The following is a 19440-nucleotide window of genomic DNA, read 5'->3' as shown; positions in this document are numbered from 1 at the left end:
CTCCTACGGGTCATTTTTGGGTGTCGTCGGTGGACAGATTCATATCGCCCAGGCCTTCCCGGGCCAGCATCTGTTCCAGTACGTCGATGTCGGTGCTGATGTCCATGGCCTCCTGGCCGTACAGGGCGTCCAGTTGGCGGTCAAAGGCGGTGCAGATGGTGGACATGATGTCCTCAATGCGCCCCTTGGTGCCATCGATGTTGGCACCTTCCACCCCAGTGGCGTCCATGCGGTCATAGGCGTTGAGCAGTTTCAGGGTGGTGGGGAGATAATAGTTGAGGAATCGGCGGATTTGAGGCAGCTTGTCCGGGCTCTTGGCCACCGCGTCCATGATCTTCTGAGTGGTGTGCTCCAATCGGTCGATCTGCTGGGAGAGGGTGGGGTCCTGAATGGAGTCGTTGAGTCGGCGCATCTCGGACAGGGCCCGGTCCCGCTCCTGGAGCAGCTGCTGGACCTCGGGGCTGACCGGCTCGGCCTGAGTCTTCTGGGCCTGGGGCTCAGAGGTCTCCTCTTCCGGGTCATCCAGTTCGTAGCCCCGGTCCGGGAAGATGATCTTGCCCAGATAGTACACCGCCGCAGAGGCCAGACCGGCCATGATATAGTGGGTGGGTTTATACAGAGGGGCGGCCAGAGACCACACCAGCCAGGTGCCTCCCACCATATAAATGGGGAGGACGCTTTTTTTGCGAATGAAAGCCACAGCGCACGCTCCTTTCTACCAGCGTGATATTGGCTTTATTGTAACGCACTAAAGTGGGGGTGTCAAGAAAATGCAGCGCAGGTCAAGGCATTGACTTTCCCCATTTGGTGGGTTAAAATGAGAACCTGAATGATAAAATAGGCAGGTGTACAGCCATGATGACCCTAGAAAATTTCAAACAGGCCAGAAAGGTCCTGGAAGGTGTGCTCCACCCCACGGACCTGATTTACAGCACCTTCTTCTCCAAGTCCACCGGCAACCATGTCTACATCAAGCCGGAGAACATGCAGGTGACCGGGGCCTACAAAATCCGGGGCGCTTACTTTAAGTGCTCCACCCTCACCCAGGAGGAGAAGGAGCGGGGGCTGATTACCGCTTCGGCGGGCAACCACGCCCAGGGCGTGGCCTATGCGGCCCAGGCCGCTGGCATTCCCGCCACCATCATCATGCCCACCACCACGCCCCTGGTGAAGGTCAACAACACCAAGGACTACGGCGCCCGTGTTATTTTGCACGGGGAGACCTTTGATGATGCAGCATCTATGGCGACCCTGATGAGCCAGGAGGAGGGGTACACCTATGTACACCCCTTCAACGACCTCACCGTGTCCACAGGCCAGGGCACCATTGCCTATGAGATTTTCAAGGACCTGCCGGATGTGGATGTGATTTTGGTGCCCATCGGCGGCGGCGGTCTGGCCGCTGGCGTGGCCACCCTGGCCAAGCTGCTCAACCCCTCGGTGCAGGTCATCGGCGTAGAGCCCACGGGGGCGGCGTCCATGAAGGCCAGCATTGAGGCCGGGCACGTGGTCACCCTGCCCACCGTGAACACCATTGCCGACGGCGTGGCGGTGAAGACCCCCGGCGACCTGGTGTTCCCCTACATCCAGAAGAACGTGGACGACATCCTCACCATCGGAGATGGAGAGCTGGTGGACGCCTTCCTGGATGTGATGGAGAAGCACAAGATGGTGGTGGAGAATGCAGGCCTGCTCACCATCGCCGCCCTGCGCCACTTGGAGTGTAAGGGCAAGAATGTGGTGTCGGTGCTCTCCGGCGGCAATATGGATGTGATCACCATCTCCTCCCTGGTGCAGCACGGGCTCATCAACCGGGGCCGCATCTTCACCTTCTCGGTACAACTGCCCGATCGGCCCGGCGAGCTGCTCCGTGTGGCGGAGCTGGTGGCCCGAGAAAACGGCAACATCATCAAGCTGGACCACAACCAGTTTGTCAACATCAACCGTCAGGCTGGTGTGGAGCTGAAGGTGACCCTGGAGGCCTTTGGCCACCAGCACAAGGAGGAGATTCTGTCCTCCCTGGCCAAGGCAGGATATCAGGTGAGCGAAGTGGCCACCTCCTGCGTCTACGAATAACTTCCAATTGCCGTCCGGCAAAGGGGAATCCTTTGCCGGACGGCTATGCCAATGCGGCACACAGTCGACCCGGAGACCGGGCGCGGGTGGGAGATGGGGGGAGAACGCCCGGGCAGCCGACCGCGGTATCCGCTTGTGGTATCCTATGAGGATGGCCCGTGGGCGGTGTGCTCCCCCAACCCCTGAGAGAAGGTAAAAGAATCGGAGAAGAAAGACAAAGGTGAAAGAGAACATGGTAAAGATTGCGCCATCCATTTTATCAGCAGATTTTTGCAATCTGGAGCGGGAGATCCAGCGGGTCCAAACCGCCGACCTGCTCCATGTGGATGTGATGGATGGGGCGTTTGTGCCCAACATAACCCTGGGCCTTCCGGTGGTTCGGTCCATCCGCAAACACACGGACATGCAGTTGGATTTACACTTGATGATCGACAAGCCGGTGCGGTATGTCGCCCAGTTCTGTGAGGCGGGGGCGGATTTGGTGAGCGTTCACCTGGAGTCGGATCACCCTCAGAACATCCAGAAGGCCCTGGACATCATGGGAGAATACGGCGTGAAAAAGGCGGTGGCCCTGCGGCCCATCACCTCCCCGGAGGCCATTCTGCCCTATATTGACCAGCTGGACATGGTGCTGGTGATGACGGTGGAGCCGGGCTTTGGCGGCCAGCCTTTTATAGAGTCCCAGCTGAAGACCATCACCCGGGTCTGGGAGATCATCCAGGCCCACAACCCCAGCTGTGACCTGGAGGTGGACGGTGGCATCAACCCTTCTACCGCACGGCGTGTGGTGGAGGCGGGCGCCAACGTGCTGGTGGTGGGCTCTGCGCTGTATGAGGCCCCTGACCTTTCTGCCGCCATGGCAGCGCTGCGGGTGACAGAGTAAGAAGTACAAGATCTGGAGGCAAGAGCATGGATTATTTTCCCCCGGCTTTGGAAAACTTAGTGGAACAATTTGCAAAACTGCCCGGCGTGGGGCGTAAGAGCGCCCAGCGTCTGGCCCTGTACGTGTTGGGCCGCCCGGAGGAGGAGGCAAAGGCCTTTGCTGACGCCATCCTCCAGGCCAAGGGGAGCATTGGCTACTGCCCCAAGTGCCAGAACCTCACCCAGGGGGAGGGGCTGTGCTCCCTGTGCAGTTCGCCCCGGCGGGACCAGCACACCGTGTGCGTGGTGGCCGACCCCAAGGACGTCATCGCCCTGGAGCGTGCCCATGAGTATCAGGGGGTGTACCACGTACTCCACGGGGTCATTTCCCCCATGAACCACGTGGGCCCCGACGACCTGCGCATCGCTCAGCTGGTGGAGCGGGTGTCTGGGGGAGAGGTGGAGGAGGTCATCATGGCCACCAACCCGGACACGGAGGGGGAGGCCACCGCCATGTACCTCTCCCGGCTGCTCAAGCCCTTCGGGGTGAAGGTCAGCCGTCTGGCTTACGGCATCCCGGTGGGCAGCCACCTGGAGTTTGCTGATGATGCCACATTGATGCGGGCCATGGAGGGCCGCCGGGAAATGTGAGAAGAAAAAGACCGTTGCAGAAATTTCTCTCTGCAACGGTCTTTTTGCGTGTTGGTTGGCGTTACACCTGATCGTCGGTCTTGACCTCGGGCTCCTCAAAGTCGGTGGCATCGGCGTCGTCCGCCTGGGCCTCTGCTTCTGCCTGGCCAGCGGTGGCCTGGGCATCCTCGGTGGGGGTGTTGCCCACGTACTCCCAGTCGGCGTCCTCGAAGTCGGCCTCGCAGGCGTGCTCCACTTCCTCGTCGGTGAGGTTGCCGGAGGACTTGAGATCGGCAATGCGCTGCTCGTTGACCTGAATCTGAGCCTTGGACCGGGTGATCTTGTCGCACAGATCCGCATAGGCGGCCTCGGGAGCGGAGCCCCGCTCGGCGTAGTACAGACGGCCCAGGTCCATATAGGCCCGACGAATGGCGTCCTGCTCGCTGAGGTTGAGTACCTTGAGCTTGCTGATTTCAGCCAGCTGCTTGGCCTTGGACACGCCGGTGTCGGTGAGCTCCAGGGCCTTGGCCATGCCGCTTTGGGCCAGATCCTTGGCGCGCTCCTTCAGGTCGTTGAGATCGATGTTGATGTTCATAACGGTGCCTCCTTATAGGGGATGGTTCCCATAGTCTCTTTGAGGCTATTTTATGCTGAGTTGGACGAAAAAGCAAGGACTTTCTAGGACAGACTCAGTCTTGTTCGTCCACCACGTCCTGGACAAGGAAGCGGGGACGGCCTTTGGCCTCCATGTATAGCTTGCCCACATATTCGCCAATTACCCCCAGAGAGAGCAAAATGAGCCCGCCAATGAGCCACACCGAGCAGGATAGGCTGGCCCAGCCCGTGACGGTGTTGCCCGTGACCCAGCGGATAATGTTGTAGAGAATCATAAACAGGGAGACGAGGAAGACGAAAAATCCCAGCCCGGTGATGAGGCGCAGGGGCTTCACCGACAGGGAGGTGATGCCCTCCAGGGCGAAGGCCAGCATTTTTTTCAGCGGGTACTTGCTCTCTCCGGCAAACCGCTCGCCCCGCTCGTAGGTGACCACATCGGTGCGGTAGCCGATCATGGGGACGATGCCCCGCAAAAACAGGTTGACCTCCCGGAACTGGGACAGCCCTTCCAGGGCCCGCCGGGACAGGAGGCGGTAGTCGGCGTGGTTGAATACCGTCTCCGCCCCCAGGGCGTTCATAAGACGGTAGAAGGCTTCGGCGGTGGTGCGCTTAAAGAAGGTGTCCCGCTCCCGGCTGGAGCGCACACCGTACACGATGTCCACCCCTTCCAGGTACTTGTCCACCATCTCGTCCACGGCGTCAATGTCGTCTTGCAGGTCGGCATCCATGGAGATGGCCATGTCCGCCCGGTCCTTGGCGTACATCAGACCTGCCAGCAGGGCGTTCTGGTGGCCCCGGTTGCGGCTGAGGTTGAGGCCGGAAAAGAGATGATTTCCGATGTGCAGCCGTTCAATGATCTCCCAGGTTCCGTCCCGGGAGCCGTCGTTGACAAAGAGAATGCGGCTTTTGCGGCTGATGCGGCCACGATTCATCAGATATTGCAGCTTGTCCCGCAGCCGCCGTGCGGTTTCAGGCAGCACCTCCTGCTCGTTGTAGCAGGGGACCACCACGTAGAGGGTATTTTGCATGGGAACCCACACCTCTTCCTTGGGATAGACTGGATTAACTGTTATTATAGTCTATCCCACGGTGGTTGGCAAGGACTCTTCGGTGAGCCACTCCCGCAGGTGCCCAATGGCCCGCCGCTCCATGCGGGAAATCTGCACCTGGCTGACCCCCAAAATCCGGGCGGTGCGCTCCTGGGTGAGGTTTTTATAGAAGCGCAGCAGGATGACCTTTCGCTCCCGGTCCGGAAGGGCGTCGATGGCCTGGCGCAGGGCCAGCCGCTCCACCACTTCCTCTTCCATGCCGTCGCAGCCCAGAATGGACTCCAGGGTGAAGCCATCCTCTCCCGTCTGGTTCTGGAGGGAGGCCACCGAGAGGGTGGCGGTCTCGGCGGCGGCGATGTCCTCCGGCTCCAGTCCGGTGGCCTGGGCCAGCTCCCCCACGGTGGGGTCCCGGCCCAGGCGGTGGTACAGGTCCTGGCGGCACTGGCGCAGGGCCATGGCCCGCTCCTTTAGCCCTCTGCTGACCTTCACCGAGCCGTCGTCCCGGAGAAAGCGGCGGATTTCCCCGGCGATCTTGGGCACGGCGTAGGTGGAGAACTGGGTGCCGTAGCTGGTGTCGAACCCCCGCACCGCCTTGAGAAACCCCAGACAGCCCAGCTGATACAGGTCCTCCGGGTCCACCCCTCGGCCATAGTAGCGGCGGGCCACCGACCAGATGAGGCCGCTGTTTTCCAGCAGCAGCCGCTCACAGGCGTCGTTGTCTCCGCCCCGGGCGGCGTCCAGCAGAGAGAGGGTGTCCAGGGTGTTCATTGCCCTCCACCCACCCGGCGGGCGATGCGGCGGCGCATGGTGACAGTGGTGCCCTTGCCCACGGTGGAGCGCACCTTCACCGTGTCCATAAAGCTCTCCATGATGGTAAAGCCCATGCCGGAGCGCTCCTCATTCCCAGTGGTGAATAGAGGTGTGCGGGCCTGCTCCACATCGGGGATGCCAACGCCGCTGTCCTTGATTTGAATTTCCAGCTGCAGGTCCTCCAGTAGCCGCATGCGCATGGTGATCTTCCCCAGGGTGTTGGGGTAGGCGTGGACGATGGCGTTGGTCACCGCCTCGGATACGGCGGTTTTGATGTCGGCAATTTCGTCCAGGGTGGGGTCCAGCTGGGTGGCAAAGCAGGCCGCCACCGCCCGGGCAAAGCCCTCATTGGCGGACCGGGAGGTGAACACCACGGTGGTCTGATCCAAAGCTTTCACTATGTAGCCCTCCTTATTCCAATGTGATGAGCCGTCCAATGCCGGCGGCGTCCAGCACCCGGCGGGGCTGGGGCGGAATCCCCACCACCCGCAGATTTCCGCCCAGCTGGTCCATCTGTCTGAGGGCACGGAGCAGGACGGCGATGCCGGAACTGTCCATGAAGGTGACGCTGGACAAATCCAGCACCAGGCGCATGGGCAGGGCGGAAGAGATGGTGTGGTCGATGTTTTCCATAATGGTACGGGCGCTGTGGTGGTCGATCTCCCCACGCACGGAGATGACGGTGGCCCCGTTTTGCTTGTCAATGGTAATGGGCATGGCTTGTCCTCCTGAACTGAGATGGTTCTCATTATATCCGGCATGGGACGGGAACCGTGGCGAAGCCTGCCAAAAAGCAAAAAAATTCCGGGGTGTGCCACGCACACCCCGGAATGGGGAAGAAAAATTTAGTTCATTGCGCTGAGCTGCTCTTCAATCTTGGCAATGAGCACCTTCAGCTTTTCCGCCCGGTCCTTCTCGGCGGCCACCACGTGCTCGGGGGCCTTGTTTAGGAAGCCAGGGTTGGACAGCTTGCCTTCCAGGCCCTTGAGCTCACCCTTCTTTTTGCCCAGGTCCTTCTCCAGGCGGGCCTTCTCCTTGGCCAGATCCACCAGCTCGGCCAGAGGCATATACAGCTTGGCCATGTGGGTGATGTCGCACACCATGCCGGCGGTGTCGGTGAGGTCCTCTTTCTGGACGGTGACAGAGGAGCACCAGGCCAGACGCTTCAGGTGGGCCTCGCCGGAGGCGAAGATATCCGCCTCGTTGGTGATGATGGTGAGAGCGGCCTTCTTGGAGGGGGGCACGTTCATCTCGGAGCGGCGGGCGCGGATGGCACGGATGACGTCCATGACGGCCTCCATGGACTCCTTGGCCTTTACATCTGCCCAGGCGGGATCGGCCTTGGGCCAGGACTGGAGCATGAGGAAGTCGCCCTGGTGGGGCAGAGCCTGCCAGATCTCCTCGGTGATGAAGGGCATGAAGGGGTGGAGGAGCTTGAGGGTCTCGGTGAGGACGTACACCAGCACCTGCTGGGCCTGCACCTTGGCGGCCTCGTCCTCGCCCTGGAGGCGGGCCTTGGTCAGCTCGATATACCAGTCGCAGTAGTCGCTCCAGATGAAGTCGTAGACCTTGGCGGAGGCCACGCCCAGCTCATAGGCTTCCATGTTCTCGGTGACCTCGCCTATGACCTCGCCCAAGCGGCAGAGAATCCACTTGTCCTCCGGCTCCAGGGTGTCGGGCAGCTGGTTCTCGGTGATGGTCAGGTTCATCATCACGAAGCGGCTGGCGTTCCAAATCTTGTTGGCGAAGTTACGCATGGCCTCACACTTCTCCACGTAGAAGCGCATGTCGTTGCCAGGGCTGTTGCCGGTGATGAGGTTGAAGCGCAGGGCGTCGGCACCGTACTTCTCCGCCATCTCCAGGGGGTCGATGCCGTTGCCCAGGCTCTTGGACATCTTGCGGCCCTTGTCGTCCCGCACCAGGCCGTGGATGAACACGGTGTGGAAGGGCGTCTTACCGGTGTGTGCGCAGCCGGAGAAGATCATCCGGGCCACCCAGAAGAAGATGATGTCGTAGCCGGTGACCAGCACGTCGGTGGGGTAGAAGTACTTGAAGTCCTCGCTGTTCTCATCCGGCCAGCCCAGAGTGGAGAAGGGCCACAGGGCGGAGGAGAACCAGGTGTCCAGCACGTCCTCTTCCTGGGTGATGTGCTTGGAGTGGCAGTGCTCGCACTCGGTGGGGTCAGTCTCGGACACGGTGATGTGGCCGCACTCGGAGCAGGTCCAGGCGGGAATCTGGTGGCCCCACCACAGCTGACGGGAGATGCACCAGTCGTGGACGTTCTCCATCCAGTTGGTGTAGGTCTTGGTGAAGCGCTCGGGGACGAACTTGGTCTCGCCGTCCCGCACCACCCGCAGGGCCTCCTCGGCCAGGGGTCCCATCTTCACAAACCACTGGGCGGAGATGATGGGCTCCACGTCGGTGCCGCAGCGGTAGCAGGTGCCCACGTTGTGCTGGTGGTCCTCGATTTTCTCCAGCAGGCCCAGCTCGTCCAGGTCAGCCACAATGGCCTTGCGGGCCTCGTAGCGCTCGAGCCCCTGATACTTGCCGCCGTTTTCATTGACCACGCCGTGGTCGTCCAGCACTCGGATGGACTCCAGGTTGCACCGCAGACCTACCTCGAAGTCGTTGGGGTCGTGGGCGGGGGTCATCTTCACGCAGCCGGTGCCGAACTCCATGTCCACATACTCGTCGGCCACAATGGGAATTTCACGGTTGACCAGGGGCAGCAGGCACTTCTTGCCGATGAGGTCCTTGTACCGCTCGTCGTTGGGGTTGACGGCCACGCCGGTGTCGCCCAGCATGGTCTCAGGACGGGTGGTGGCCACGATGACATAGCGGCCCTCTTCACCCACGATAGGATAGCGCAGGTGCCACAGGTGGCCGGGCTTGTCCTGGTACTCCACCTCGGCATCGGACAGGGCGGTGACGCAGTGGGGGCACCAGTTGACGATGCGGCTGCCCTTATAGATGAGGCCCTTCTTGTACAGGGAGACAAACACATGGCGCACGGCCTTGGACAGGCCCTCGTCCATGGTGAACCGGGAGCGGTCCCAGTCACAGGAGGCGCCCATCTTCTTCTGCTGGGCCACGATGCGGTTGCCGTACTGCTGCTTCCAGTCCCACACCCGCTCCAGGAACTTCTCCCGACCCAGGTCGTGGCGGGACAGGCCCTCCTTCTTGCGCAGCTCCTCCTCCACCTTGATCTGGGTGGCGATGCCGGCGTGGTCGGTGCCGGGCACCCACAGGGCGGCGTAGCCCTGCATCCGCTTGAAGCGAATGAGAATGTCCTGGAGGGTGCAGTCCATGGCGTGGCCCATGTGCAGCTGTCCGGTGACGTTGGGGGGCGGCATGACGATGGTGAAGGGCTTCTTGTCCGGGTCACGGTGCCCGGCAAAGCAGCCGTTCTTCTCCCACATTTCGTAGATGCGGCCTTCCACCTCTTGAGGTTCGTAGACCTTGGGCAGTTCTTTCTTCATAACAACACTCCTTGTCTTTGTGGGGCAACAACTTTTGCAAAAAAAGTTCGCCCCAAGTCGTAGACTCAGGGCGAACGGAAAATGTCCGCGGTACCACCTGAATTCGAGCCGAGAGGTTCGGCCCGCACTCTTTTCCCACTGACGTAGGGACACGGCGGCATTTACTCTTTAGGTTCAACGCCGCAGCTCCGGGACCACCTTCCCCACACTCTCTGCCATGCCTTGCACCAAACCGGCATCTCTCTGAACCAGAAGCGGGTGGGTACTCCTTCCCATCACAGCTATTGTACCGTAACAGTATATGCAAAATCGGGAGCGTTGTCAAGGAAAAGCCCCCGCCTGAGAAAATCAGGCGAGGGCTGAGAAAAGTGGAAGGTTACTTCATCAGGGAGCACACCAGCTGAGTGTAAGCGGCGGCATCCTCAATGGGCAGGCCTGCAATGAGCAGGGCCTGGTGGTAGAGCACCTGTACATAGGTGGCGGCCTTCTCCTTGTCGCCGCTGTCCACAGCGGTGCGCAGAGCGGCAAAGGCGTCGGAGTTGGGGTTGAGCTCCAGCACCCGCTCCGCCTTCATCGTGCCGGCCTGGGCGCCCTCCATGCGGGAGAAATACTTCTCCATCTCCAGGGACATGGGGCCGTCGGCAGTCATGCAAACGGGAGCGGACTTGAGGATCTTGGAGATACGGGCCTCCTTGATCTTGTCCCCCAGGGTCTCCTTGACGAAGTCCAGCACAGCTTTACTCTCCTCGGCCTGCTTCTCCTGCTGGGCCTTCTCCTCGTCGGTCTCAGGCAGGGCGTCGGGGTCGGACACGGACTTGATTTTCTTGCCGTCCACCTCGGCCAGAGCCTGCATGACAAACTCGTCCACCTCTTCGGTGAGGCAGAGAATCTCGAAGCCACGGTCGGCCACACGCTCCACCTGGGGCAGGGAGGCGGCCTGGGCGGCGGAGTCGGCGCAGACGTAGTAGATATACTCCTGGCCCTCCTTCATCCGCTCCACATACTCGGCCAGAGAGGTGAGCTTGTCCGAGGCGGTGGACCCGAACAGCAGCAGATCCCGCAGCAGGTCCTTCCTGGCTCCGTACTGGTCCACCACGCTGTACTTGAGCTGGCGGCCGAAGGCAGCCCAGAACTTCTCGTAGGTCTCCCGGTCGTCCTTCATCATCTTGGCCAGCTCGTTTTTGATCTTCTTCTCCAGAGCGGTGGCGATGATCTTCAGCTGACGGGTGTGCTGGAGCATCTCACGGGAGATGTTCAGAGAGAAGTCGGGGGAGTCCACCACGCCCTTGACGAAGCGGAAGCAGTCGGGGAGCAGATCGGCGCACTTGTCCATGATGAGCACGCCGGAGGAGTACAGCTGCAGCCCCTTCTCATACTCCCGGGTGTAGAAGTCAAAGGGAGTCTGGCCGGGGATGAACAGCAGGGCTTTGTAGGTGACGGTGCCCTCGGAAGAGGTGGTGATGGTGGCCAGGGGAGCTTGCCAGTCCATGAACTTCTCCTGATAGAAGCGGTCGTACTCCTCCTGCTCCACCTTGGAGCGGGGGCGCTGCCACAGAGGCACCATGGAGTTGATGGTCTTCTCCTCCTGCACCGTCTCCCACTCGGGCTTGTAGTCCTCGGGGGCGTCGGCGGGCTTCTCCTTCATGCGGTAGTCCTCCACCACCATGCGGATGGGGTGGCGGATGTAGTCGGAGTACTTCTTGATGAGGCTCTGGAGGTGGTTGCTGTCCAGATACTCGTCGTAGTTCTCCTCCTCGGTGTTGTCCTTGATGGTCATGATGACCTGGGTGCCCCAGCCCTCCATCTCACAGGGGGTGATGGTGTAGCCGTCTACGCCGGAGGACTCCCAGCGGTAGGCCTGCTGGTCGCCAAAGCGGCGGGTGAGCACGGTGACCTCGCGGGCCACCATGAAAGCGGAGTAGAACCCCACGCCAAACTGGCCGATGATGTCGGCGGCGTTGTCCTTGCCCATCTCCTGCTTGAACTGCAGAGAGCCGCTGCGGGCGATGGTGCCCAGGTTGTTCTCCAGCTCCTCCTGGGTCATGCCGATGCCGTTATCAGTGACGGTAAGGGTGCGGTGCTCTTTGTCCGGTGTCACAGTGATGGTAAAGTCAGAAGGCTTTACATCAATGCTGCCATCGCTGAGGGCCAGATAGGCCAGCTTGTCAATGGCGTCGCTGGCGTTGGAAATGATCTCACGCAGGAAAATCTCTTTGTGGGTATAAATGGAATTGATCATCAGGTCCATCAGCCGTTTGGACTCGGCTTGAAACTGTTTTTTCTCCATGAGTGGTACACCTCGAATTGCATGTTTTAGCACTCGTGTTGGTCGAGTGCTAACTGTACTATAATACTTACTCCCATGTTTTGCAAGGGGTGTAACAAAAAATTCACAAACTTTATTAGAATAGTAGCCCCTGAACGGGAGAGACTATGGGCAAAGAGGAGAAAATCCGGCAGAAACAAAATTTAGGTTGCCATGGGGTGGGGGCAATGCTATAATATATGCGCATTAAAGCAAAGTTGTACGTTCTATCCAAGGGATAGAATTCTTTCATATAGATAGCCCCCATTTCAGGGAGCGATTACCAACCCGGCCAGGCCGGGGACGCTATGAGGTGTCTTGTTTGAAAAAATATTTCATTCACGGCGGTAGACCGCTGTATGGCAAAGTCGAGATCAGCGGGGCCAAGAATGCCGCTGTCGGTATCATTCCCGCTGCTCTGTTGGTCAATGGCGTGTGCCGCATTGGCAACCTGCCTCAGATCAGCGATGTGACCTTGATGCTCAATATCCTCCAGGAACTGGGGGCCAACGTGCGCACCATCAACCGTTCCACGGTGGAGGTGGACTGCACCGCCATCCATAACAGCCCGGTGGCCTACGAGTCCGGGCGTAAAATCCGTGCCAGCTATTACCTGCTTGGCGCGCTTTTGGGGCGTTTTGGCCAGGCAGAAGTGCCTCTGCCCGGCGGCTGTGACTTCGGCGGCCGACCCATCGACCAGCACCTGAAGGGGCTGCGGGCCCTGGGGGCGGACGTGGAAGTGAAAAACGGCTTTATGTGCGCCAAGGTGCCCGAGGGACGGCTCAAGGGCAGCCATATCTACCTGGATGTGGTCACCGTGGGCGCCACCATGAACGTGATGCTGGCCGCCACTTTGGCTGAGGGCATGACGGTCATCGAAAACGCCGCCAAGGAGCCTCACATTGTGGACCTGGCCAACTTCCTCAACTCCATGGGCGCTCAGATCACCGGCGCCGGCACCGACGTCATCAAGGTGCGGGGCGTGGAGCACCTCCACGGGGGCGAATACTCTATCATCCCTGACCAGATTGAGGCGGGCACCTATATGGCCGCTGTGGCCGCTGCAGGCGGCGAGGTGCGGGTGAATAACATCATCCCCAAGCACATGGAGTGCATCACCGCCAAGCTGCTGGAGATGGGCGTCGAGGTGGAAGAGGACGGCGACAGCCTCATTGTCCGCCGCAATGGCCCTCTGCACCGGGCCAACATCAAGACCATGCCCTATCCCGGCTTCCCCACCGACATGCAGCCCCAGATCGCCGCGGTCCTCTGTCTGGCAGAGGGCACCAGCGTCATCACCGAGGGTGTGTGGGATAACCGATTCCGCTATACCGAGGAGTTCCGCCGCATGGGCGCCAAGATTCAGGTGGACGGCAAGATCGCCATCATTGAGGGCGTGCCCCAGCTCATGGCCGCCCCGGTGGAGGCCTGTGACCTGCGGGCCGGCGCCGCTCTGGTGGTGGCCGCTCTGGCCGCTCAGGGTGTCTCTGAGGTGGGCAACATCCGCCATGTGGAGCGGGGCTATGAGGACATCGTGGCCAAGCTCACCGGCATTGGAGCCCAGATCGAAGTGGTGGACCTGCCTGATCCCCAGGTGGAGAACGCCAACGCAGCGGGCTAAACATCAAAGATACACATGGACTGCGGCAGTCCCGACAAGGGGCTGCCGCTTTTTGTGGGGAGGGAGAGAAGTTTGTTGAAGTTTGCCACCGTGGCCAGCGGCTCCTCTGGCAACTGCTCGGTCATCACCGACGGCAGCACCCATATCCTCATTGACGCCGGGGTATCCGCCCGGCGCATCACCACTGGGCTCAAGAGCCTGGGCATTCAGCCGGGGGAGTTGTCCGCTATTCTCATCACCCACGAGCACAGCGACCACATCAGCGGCATCCCGGTGCTGTGCCGTCAGCTGGATGTGGAGCTGTACACCGCCGAGGGGACGGCCCGGGAGATATGCCGAAAGAATCCGGAGTTGCAGCCCCGGTTTCGGGTCTTTGACCCCGGGGAGCGCTTTGCTCTGGGGGACCTGGTGGTGGGCAGCTTCCCCGTCAGCCACGACTGTGTCAGCCCCGTGGGCTACACGGTGACCCGTGGGGACCGGAAGCTCACCTTCTGTACCGACCTGGGTGTGGTGACCCAGCCAGTGTTGGAGGCGGTACAGGGGGCCAGCACCCTGGTGGCGGAGTATAACTACGACCCGGAGATGCTGCGCACAGGCCCCTACCCGGAATACTTAAAGAGCCGCATTGCAGGGCAGCGGGGCCACCTGTCCAATCAGGTGGGAGCCCAGCTCACCCGCTGGGCGGTGGAGCGAGGCACCCGGCAAGTGGTGCTGGCCCATCTGTCCAAGGAGAACAACCAGCCCGCCACCGCCAAACTGGCGGCCCAGGCGGGGATTGGAGAGCGGGAGCAGAGCGTGGAGCTGTGCGTAGCGCCCCGCAGCGAGGCCTCGGCGTGGATGGAGGTGTGAGGACATGGTGAGTGTACATATCATCTGCGTGGGCAAGATGAAGGAGAAGTTTTACCTGGAGGCAGCGGCGGAATATGCCAAGCGTCTGGGCGGATACTGCCGCCTCACCGTCACCGAGCTGCCCGAGGAGCGGCTGCCGGACCGCCCCACCCAGGCCCAAATCCAAGCCGCTTTGGAGCGAGAGGGGGCGGCGATTCTTGCTAAACTGCCCAAGGGCGGCAAGGTGGTGGCCATGTGCATTGAGGGCAAGACCATGGACAGCCCACAGCTGGCACAGCGTCTAAGCAGCTGGATGGTGGAGGGAGCCTCTGACCTCACCTTCCTGGTGGGCGGTTCCTTCGGCATGAGCCAGACGGTGAAGGACAAGGCCCATCTGCGCCTGTCCATGTCCCCCATGACTTTCCCTCACCACCTGGCTCGGGTGATGCTGCTGGAGCAGATTTACCGGGCATTTAAGATCCAAGAGGGGTCTGGATACCATAAATAACTTCTCAAAAATGCTAGCATTTTTGAGAGGATTACAGCCCGCTGCATGCATCCTTGGGTCAAAGGGCGACCCAAGGCCACACTGGCGGGCTCCAGAGGTGTTTTTCCCGATGCGCATGTCCCCGGGAAAAACGAATTTTGATTGATTTTCCCGCCTTGAGGGCGGGAAAATTCTGTTTCAGAGCTTTTTTATACAATGATAAGCGATTTTTCTTGCATTGGCATGGAGTGTTTGCGTGTTTGCGCCGTGCGGCCTTGAGGCCGCACGGTTTTTGCTTCAAATTTCTTAGAAAAATTTCATAAAAACTGTTGACAAAACGGGATGGTCATAGTACAATACAGACAAGAAGAAAGGAAAGGTGAGTCCGATGTACTAACCGGAAACCGACTACTTCAGTAAACATATCGCGATATGAAAAATATGAAGGAAGAAGGTAACACACATCCAGACTTCGATGATTGGGTTGCGCAAAGTGAAGTGAAACTCGGAAAGTTCCAAACAGGCTTGAGTAAGCAGAAGACACGTAGGAGAATCCCCTGATGCCAGTGGCAGACAAGGCGGAAACCAAGGTGTGAGCGTTTGCAGAAACCATGAGTTCGTCATTTCTCTTCGGAATCCAAGGTCAAAAAATCCAAAGAAAGAGTAGGTAGCGTCCATTGGAAATTTCTAGCCAGAAGTAAGCCCCCAGCTGCGATTTGGGACAGCTGGGGGCTTGGTGTATTTTGGAGAGAAATTCAGATAAATCCAGGGGGCGAATGATGTCGAAGTTTGTGGAGCAATGTGCATTGCAAAAATGGCTGTATTCCAGTATACTATTTCATAGTATGCATTGTATTGTGTGGAAAGTGCTATGAGGTGATAACATGTTTGCAAAGGATATTGGAATTGACCTGGGTACAGCCAGTGTGTTGGTATATATCAAAGATAAGGGCATCGTGCTGCGGGAGCCCTCCGTGGTGGCCCTGGACAAGAATACTGGGAAGCTGTTGAAGGTGGGTACCGACGCTCAGAACATGCTGGGCCGTACCCCCGGCAACATTGTGGCCATCCGTCCCCTGCGGGAGGGCGTCATCTCCGACTACGATATGACCGAGCGGATGCTCCGGGAGTTCATCCGCAAGGTGGCCCCCATCCGTCTGTTCAAGCCCCGTGTGGTGATCTGCGTGCCCTCCGGCATCACCGAGGTAGAGGAGCGCGCCGTCATCGACGCCGGCATCCAGGCTGGTGCCCGCCGGGTGTACCTCATTGAGGAGCCTCTGGCCGCTGCCATCGGCGCTGGCATCGACATCACTCAGCCCGACGGCCACATGGTGGTGGACATCGGCGGCGGTACCGCTGACATCGCCGTCATCTCCCTGTCCGGCATTGTGGAGTCCGCCTCCATCAAGGTGGCTGGCGACTCCTTCAGTGAGGCGGTGGTGAAGTACATTCGCAAGCGCCACAACGTGCTCATCGGCGACCGTACCGCTGAGGAGCTGAAGATGAAGATCGGCTGTGTCTTCCCCCGGCCTGAGGAGGTCAGCATGGAGATCAAGGGCCGTTGCCTGATGACCGGCCTGCCCCGGGTGTTCACCGTCACCTCCAGCGAGATGATCGAGGCCTTCGAGGAGCCCTGCGCCCGCATTCTGGAGGCGGTGCACGGGGTGCTGGAGCGTACGCCCCCCGAGTTGGTGGCAGACATCTCCACCAACGGCATCGTCATGACCGGCGGCGGCTCTTTGGTGTGGGGCTTTGACAAGCTCATCGAATCCCACACCGGCATCGAGACCTATGTGGCCGATGACGCCATTTCCTGCGTGGCCCTGGGTACCGGCCGCAGCCTGGACTGGGTGGGCGAGATGCAGGACGGCACCATGAACATCTCCCGCAGCCGTCAGATGCTGTAAAACTCAAAAGCAAAGCGGACAGAGCCTCGCTCTGTCCGCTTATTTTATGTGCTGAGTAGGAGGCGAAGCTTGTCTGGGGTGTTGTCCTCCGGATGGTCCAGTACATAGTCCAGCAGCATCCTCTGGGCTCGTCCAATGTCTGGACCTGACAACCCCATGGCTGCCAGCTCTCGCCCGGATAGGGCCAGTTCCTTGGCACTGAGACAGGGGCTTTGGGCCAATACCTGGTCCAGCAGTTCCCTGGGGGCCTCATGGCCCTGTACCTGAGCCATGGCAGCCCCTGCCTTACAGGCGGGGACACCATACCGGGCCAGGGCGTGCCGCCAACCAGAGGCGTCTTGAGGCAGATCCTCCCGAAATAGGGCGAGGCCACGGGACAGTGGTACGATGAGCTTTTTGTCCCGGATAAGAGTCTGGAGCAGGGGGCGCGGGTCGTGGCCGCTCTCTGCCATCAAAGAGGCCAGCCCTGCCCAGCGGGGCAGCGGTTTATTGGGAAGGCCTGTGAGGGGCGAGGTGTCTATCTCCGGGCCGTGGAGCAGCCCAGAGGAGAAGAAGAGCTTGGCCCAGTGGGGAGCAGGGGCGCACAGGGTTTTCTCCACCTCGGGGCGGATACGCTCCGCAGGCAGGTGGTGAGGCTGGAGGCCCAACTCCTCCAGGGCATGGACCAGTTCCGGGTCCAGGGTAAAATTCAGCTGAGCGGCGAAGCGGATGGCCCGAAACATGCGCAGCCGGTCCTCCTGGAACCGCTGCATGGGGGCTCCCACGCAGCGGATGACCCGGCTCTCCAGGTCTGCCTGTCCGCCAAAGGGGTCGATGACGGCGCCGTCTGGAGCCAGAGCCATGGCGTTGACGGTGAAGTCCCGACGGGACAGGTCGTCGGTGAGAGAGGAGACAAAGGACACGGCATCGGGGCGGCGGCCGTCCCGGTACCCGCCCTCACACCGGAAGGTGGTCACCTCCAAACCCTGCCCGTCCAGCAGCACCGTCACGGTGCCGTAGTCGATGCCCGTGGGGACGGTGTGGGGAAAAAGGCTCTGGACTTGTGGGGGGAGGGCGGAGGTGCAGATATCCCAGTCCTGGGGCGTGCGGGCCAGCAGCAGGTCCCGGACGCAGCCGCCCACGGGGTAAGCTTCAAACCCAGCCTGCCACAGAGTGCGGCAGCAGTGGGCGACGGCAGGGGGGAGGGGGGTGGTGTAATCCATGGTGTGCTCCTTTCCTTGTGGAAAAACGGAAAAAAGGGAAGAATCCGGTTGCCATTCTCCATGGCGCATAGTATAATATAATGGTTTTGAGTATATAGTACCAGAAGAATTAGGATAATTTTATTATATGGGGTGTGCATATGTCAGTCAATAACATCCATGAGTATATCAAACCGGGAAAGCGGGCCCATCTGGTGGGCATTGGCGGTGTCTCCATGGCCTCTCTGGCCGAGGTGCTGCTGGGCAACGGAGTCATCATCACGGGTTCCGATCGGCAGGAGAGCGCCACCGTGGCCCATCTGCGCAGCCTGGGCATCCCGGTGACCATTGGCCATCTGCCTGAGAGTGTGGAGGGGGCGGACTGCGTGGTGCGCACCGCCGCCGTACACAACGACAACCCGGAGATTGCCGCTGCCCTGTCCGCTGGTATTCCCGTGTTCGAGCGGGCCCAGGCCTGGGGCGCCATCATGACGGGGTATAAGAACGCCCTGTGCATCTCCGGCACCCACGGCAAGACCACCACCACCTCCATCTGCACCCACATCTTCATGGCCGCCCAGCTGGACCCCACGGTGATGATTGGCGGCACGCTGCCCCTGCTGAAGGCCGGGCACCGGGTGGGCCAGGGTGACACCATCATTCTGGAGTCCTGCGAGTACTGCAACTCCTTCCTCTCCTTCCGTCCCACGGTGGCGGTGATTTTGAACATTGAGGCGGACCACTTGGACTTCTTCAAGGACCTGGAGGACGTGGAGCACTCCTTCCGGGCCTTTGCCGATCTGGTGCCGGACGGCGGGTACATCGTGGCCAACTGTGAGGATGCCAACACCATGAAGGCGCTGGAGGGGGAGACCCGTCCTATGATTACCTTCGGTGTGGAGAAGGGCGACGTGCACGCCGAGAACCTGGAGATGAATCACGGCTTTGCCACCTTCGACGTGGTGTACCGGGATCAGGTGTATGCCCACGTGGAGCTGTCCATTCCCGGCATGCACAACGTGAAAAACGTGCTGGCGGCCTCTGCCGCCGCGGCGGTGCTGGGGGTTCCCGGCTGGGCCGTGGAGCAGGGCATGCGGGACTTCCGTCTGCCTGGACGCCGCTTTGAGTACAAGGGGGACTACAACGGGGCAGAGGTGTGCGACGACTACGCCCACCACCCCGGTGAGCTGGAGGTGCTGCTGGACTCGGCCAAGAGTCTGGGGCACAAGCGGGTCATCTGTGCATTCCAGCCCCATACCTATACCCGCACCCACGAGCTCTTTGACGACTTTGTGCGAGTGCTGAAAAAGCCGGACCTCACCCTGTTGGCGGAGATCTACGCCGCTCGGGAGACCAACGATTTGGGCATCTCTTCGGCGGACCTGGCTGCCCAGATTCCCGGCAGTATCTTCTGCCCCACCCTGGAGGATGTGACCGCCAAGCTCCGGGAGTTGGCTCAGCCCGGCGATCTGATTCTCACGGTAGGCGCTGGCGACATTTACCGGGCTGGTGAGATGCTGGTGGCAACCGAGAAGTAATAGAACATAAGAAACGGCGTAGGAAGCGTTTGAGGGCTTCCTACGCCGTTTTG

The 19440-nt window shown here is 60.4% G+C and carries 17 protein-coding genes and 1 other annotated feature; of the genes, 8 read left to right on the top strand and 9 right to left on the bottom strand.

Annotation, left to right across the window (positions count from 1 at the left end):
• Positions 1-10: 10 nt before the first annotated feature.
• Entirely contained in the window at positions 11-700 is a 690-nt protein-coding gene (locus E0L15_RS09980; protein WP_347565995.1) for a 5-bromo-4-chloroindolyl phosphate hydrolysis family protein, read from the bottom strand.
• 155 nt (positions 701-855) lie between these two features.
• On the opposite strand from E0L15_RS09980, the gene ilvA reads away from it, so the two are divergent.
• From ilvA to recR, 3 genes are all read left to right on the top strand, one after another.
• A complete protein-coding gene (gene ilvA, locus E0L15_RS09975) occupies positions 856-2076 on the top strand; it encodes a threonine ammonia-lyase (RefSeq protein WP_087230863.1) in 1221 nt (406 codons plus the stop codon).
• Positions 2077-2308: 232 nt separating this feature from the next.
• Entirely contained in the window at positions 2309-2959 is a 651-nt protein-coding gene (rpe, locus tag E0L15_RS09970; RefSeq protein WP_168125473.1) for a ribulose-phosphate 3-epimerase, read from the top strand.
• A 26-nt stretch (positions 2960-2985) separates the two neighbouring features.
• Positions 2986-3588, top strand: a complete 603-nt coding sequence (recR, locus tag E0L15_RS09965) for a recombination mediator RecR (RefSeq protein ID WP_087230857.1) — start codon at positions 2986-2988, stop codon at positions 3586-3588.
• Positions 3589-3649: 61 nt separating this feature from the next.
• Here the strand turns inward: recR and E0L15_RS09960 are convergent, their stop codons facing one another.
• The 7 genes from E0L15_RS09960 to htpG form a co-directional block, all read right to left on the bottom strand.
• Complete coding sequence (locus tag E0L15_RS09960; protein WP_168125472.1) at positions 3650-4162, bottom strand: serine proteinase; 513 nt, start codon at positions 4160-4162, stop codon at positions 3650-3652.
• A 94-nt stretch (positions 4163-4256) separates the two neighbouring features.
• Entirely contained in the window at positions 4257-5210 is a 954-nt protein-coding gene (locus tag E0L15_RS09955) for a glycosyltransferase family 2 protein (protein ID WP_168125471.1), read from the bottom strand.
• Positions 5211-5261: 51 nt separating this feature from the next.
• Entirely contained in the window at positions 5262-5999 is a 738-nt protein-coding gene (locus tag E0L15_RS09950) for a sigma-70 family RNA polymerase sigma factor (RefSeq protein WP_168125470.1), read from the bottom strand.
• On the bottom strand, positions 5996-6439 hold the full coding sequence (gene spoIIAB / locus E0L15_RS09945) for an anti-sigma F factor (RefSeq protein ID WP_087230845.1): 444 nt from the start codon (positions 6437-6439) through the stop codon (positions 5996-5998). Before spoIIAB ends, E0L15_RS09950 begins: the two co-directional genes overlap by 4 nt.
• Positions 6440-6452: 13 nt before the next feature.
• The gene (locus E0L15_RS09940) at positions 6453-6758 is read right to left on the bottom strand and encodes an STAS domain-containing protein (protein WP_087230842.1); all 306 of its coding nucleotides are present in this window, start codon (positions 6756-6758) and stop codon (positions 6453-6455) included.
• 128 nt (positions 6759-6886) lie between these two features.
• On the bottom strand, positions 6887-9520 hold the full coding sequence (locus E0L15_RS09935) for a valine--tRNA ligase (protein ID WP_168125469.1): 2634 nt from the start codon (positions 9518-9520) through the stop codon (positions 6887-6889).
• A 63-nt stretch (positions 9521-9583) separates the two neighbouring features.
• Positions 9584-9808, bottom strand: a binding site (T-box leader).
• An 88-nt stretch (positions 9809-9896) separates the two neighbouring features.
• Complete coding sequence (gene htpG / locus E0L15_RS09930; protein ID WP_168125468.1) at positions 9897-11807, bottom strand: molecular chaperone HtpG; 1911 nt, start codon at positions 11805-11807, stop codon at positions 9897-9899.
• 340 nt (positions 11808-12147) lie between these two features.
• Here htpG and E0L15_RS09925 point away from each other — a divergent pair, with 340 nt between their 5' ends.
• From E0L15_RS09925 to mreB, 4 genes are all read left to right on the top strand, one after another.
• Positions 12148-13446: a UDP-N-acetylglucosamine 1-carboxyvinyltransferase gene (locus tag E0L15_RS09925; protein ID WP_168125467.1), complete on the top strand. Its 1299-nt coding sequence runs from the start codon at positions 12148-12150 to the stop codon at positions 13444-13446.
• A gap of 72 nt (positions 13447-13518) precedes the next feature.
• On the top strand, positions 13519-14295 hold the full coding sequence (locus E0L15_RS09920; RefSeq protein WP_243155462.1) for an MBL fold metallo-hydrolase: 777 nt from the start codon (positions 13519-13521) through the stop codon (positions 14293-14295).
• A 4-nt stretch (positions 14296-14299) separates the two neighbouring features.
• Positions 14300-14782 (top strand): 23S rRNA (pseudouridine(1915)-N(3))-methyltransferase RlmH, encoded by a 483-nt coding sequence (gene rlmH / locus E0L15_RS09915; protein ID WP_087391195.1) that lies wholly within the window; start codon positions 14300-14302, stop codon positions 14780-14782.
• Between the two features lie 863 nt (positions 14783-15645).
• Positions 15646-16668, top strand: coding sequence for a rod shape-determining protein MreB (gene mreB / locus E0L15_RS09910; protein ID WP_087230817.1), 1023 nt, complete (start codon positions 15646-15648; stop codon positions 16666-16668).
• A 44-nt stretch (positions 16669-16712) separates the two neighbouring features.
• On the opposite strand, the gene E0L15_RS09905 is transcribed toward mreB, so the two are convergent.
• Positions 16713-17870: a tRNA nucleotidyltransferase gene (locus tag E0L15_RS09905; RefSeq protein ID WP_168125465.1), complete on the bottom strand. Its 1158-nt coding sequence runs from the start codon at positions 17868-17870 to the stop codon at positions 16713-16715.
• Positions 17871-18010: 140 nt separating this feature from the next.
• On the opposite strand from E0L15_RS09905, the gene murC reads away from it, so the two are divergent.
• Positions 18011-19387, top strand: coding sequence for a UDP-N-acetylmuramate--L-alanine ligase (murC, locus tag E0L15_RS09900; RefSeq protein ID WP_168125464.1), 1377 nt, complete (start codon positions 18011-18013; stop codon positions 19385-19387).
• The last annotated feature ends 53 nt before the right edge of the window (positions 19388-19440 follow it).

It is taken from the genome of Pseudoflavonifractor sp. SW1122 (genome assembly GCF_012027765.1).
Lineage (GTDB): Bacteria > Bacillota > Clostridia > Oscillospirales > Oscillospiraceae > Enterenecus > Enterenecus faecium.
Note: the sequence above shows the minus strand (reverse complement) of the source record. Positions and strands in the feature narration are given on the sequence as shown.

What these genes read in the sequence shown, in the direction of transcription:
- E0L15_RS09935 (WP_168125469.1), bottom strand. Translation starts at nt 9,520, where the DNA reads ATGAAGAAAGAACTGCCCAAGGTCTACGAACCTCAAGAGGTGGAAGGC.
- rpe (WP_168125473.1), top strand. Translation starts at nt 2,309, where the DNA reads ATGGTAAAGATTGCGCCATCCATTTTATCAGCAGATTTTTGCAATCTG.
- E0L15_RS09960 (WP_168125472.1), bottom strand. Translation starts at nt 4,162, where the DNA reads ATGAACATCAACATCGATCTCAACGACCTGAAGGAGCGCGCCAAGGAT.
- E0L15_RS09950 (WP_168125470.1), bottom strand. Translation starts at nt 5,999, where the DNA reads ATGAACACCCTGGACACCCTCTCTCTGCTGGACGCCGCCCGGGGCGGA.
- E0L15_RS09955 (WP_168125471.1), bottom strand. Translation starts at nt 5,210, where the DNA reads ATGCAAAATACCCTCTACGTGGTGGTCCCCTGCTACAACGAGCAGGAG.
- E0L15_RS09905 (WP_168125465.1), bottom strand. Translation starts at nt 17,870, where the DNA reads ATGGATTACACCACCCCCCTCCCCCCTGCCGTCGCCCACTGCTGCCGC.
- E0L15_RS09940 (WP_087230842.1), bottom strand. Translation starts at nt 6,758, where the DNA reads ATGCCCATTACCATTGACAAGCAAAACGGGGCCACCGTCATCTCCGTG.
- mreB (WP_087230817.1), top strand. Translation starts at nt 15,646, where the DNA reads ATGTTTGCAAAGGATATTGGAATTGACCTGGGTACAGCCAGTGTGTTG.
- murC (WP_168125464.1), top strand. Translation starts at nt 18,011, where the DNA reads ATGTCAGTCAATAACATCCATGAGTATATCAAACCGGGAAAGCGGGCC.
- ilvA (WP_087230863.1), top strand. Translation starts at nt 856, where the DNA reads ATGATGACCCTAGAAAATTTCAAACAGGCCAGAAAGGTCCTGGAAGGT.
- rlmH (WP_087391195.1), top strand. Translation starts at nt 14,300, where the DNA reads ATGGTGAGTGTACATATCATCTGCGTGGGCAAGATGAAGGAGAAGTTT.
- recR (WP_087230857.1), top strand. Translation starts at nt 2,986, where the DNA reads ATGGATTATTTTCCCCCGGCTTTGGAAAACTTAGTGGAACAATTTGCA.
- htpG (WP_168125468.1), bottom strand. Translation starts at nt 11,807, where the DNA reads ATGGAGAAAAAACAGTTTCAAGCCGAGTCCAAACGGCTGATGGACCTG.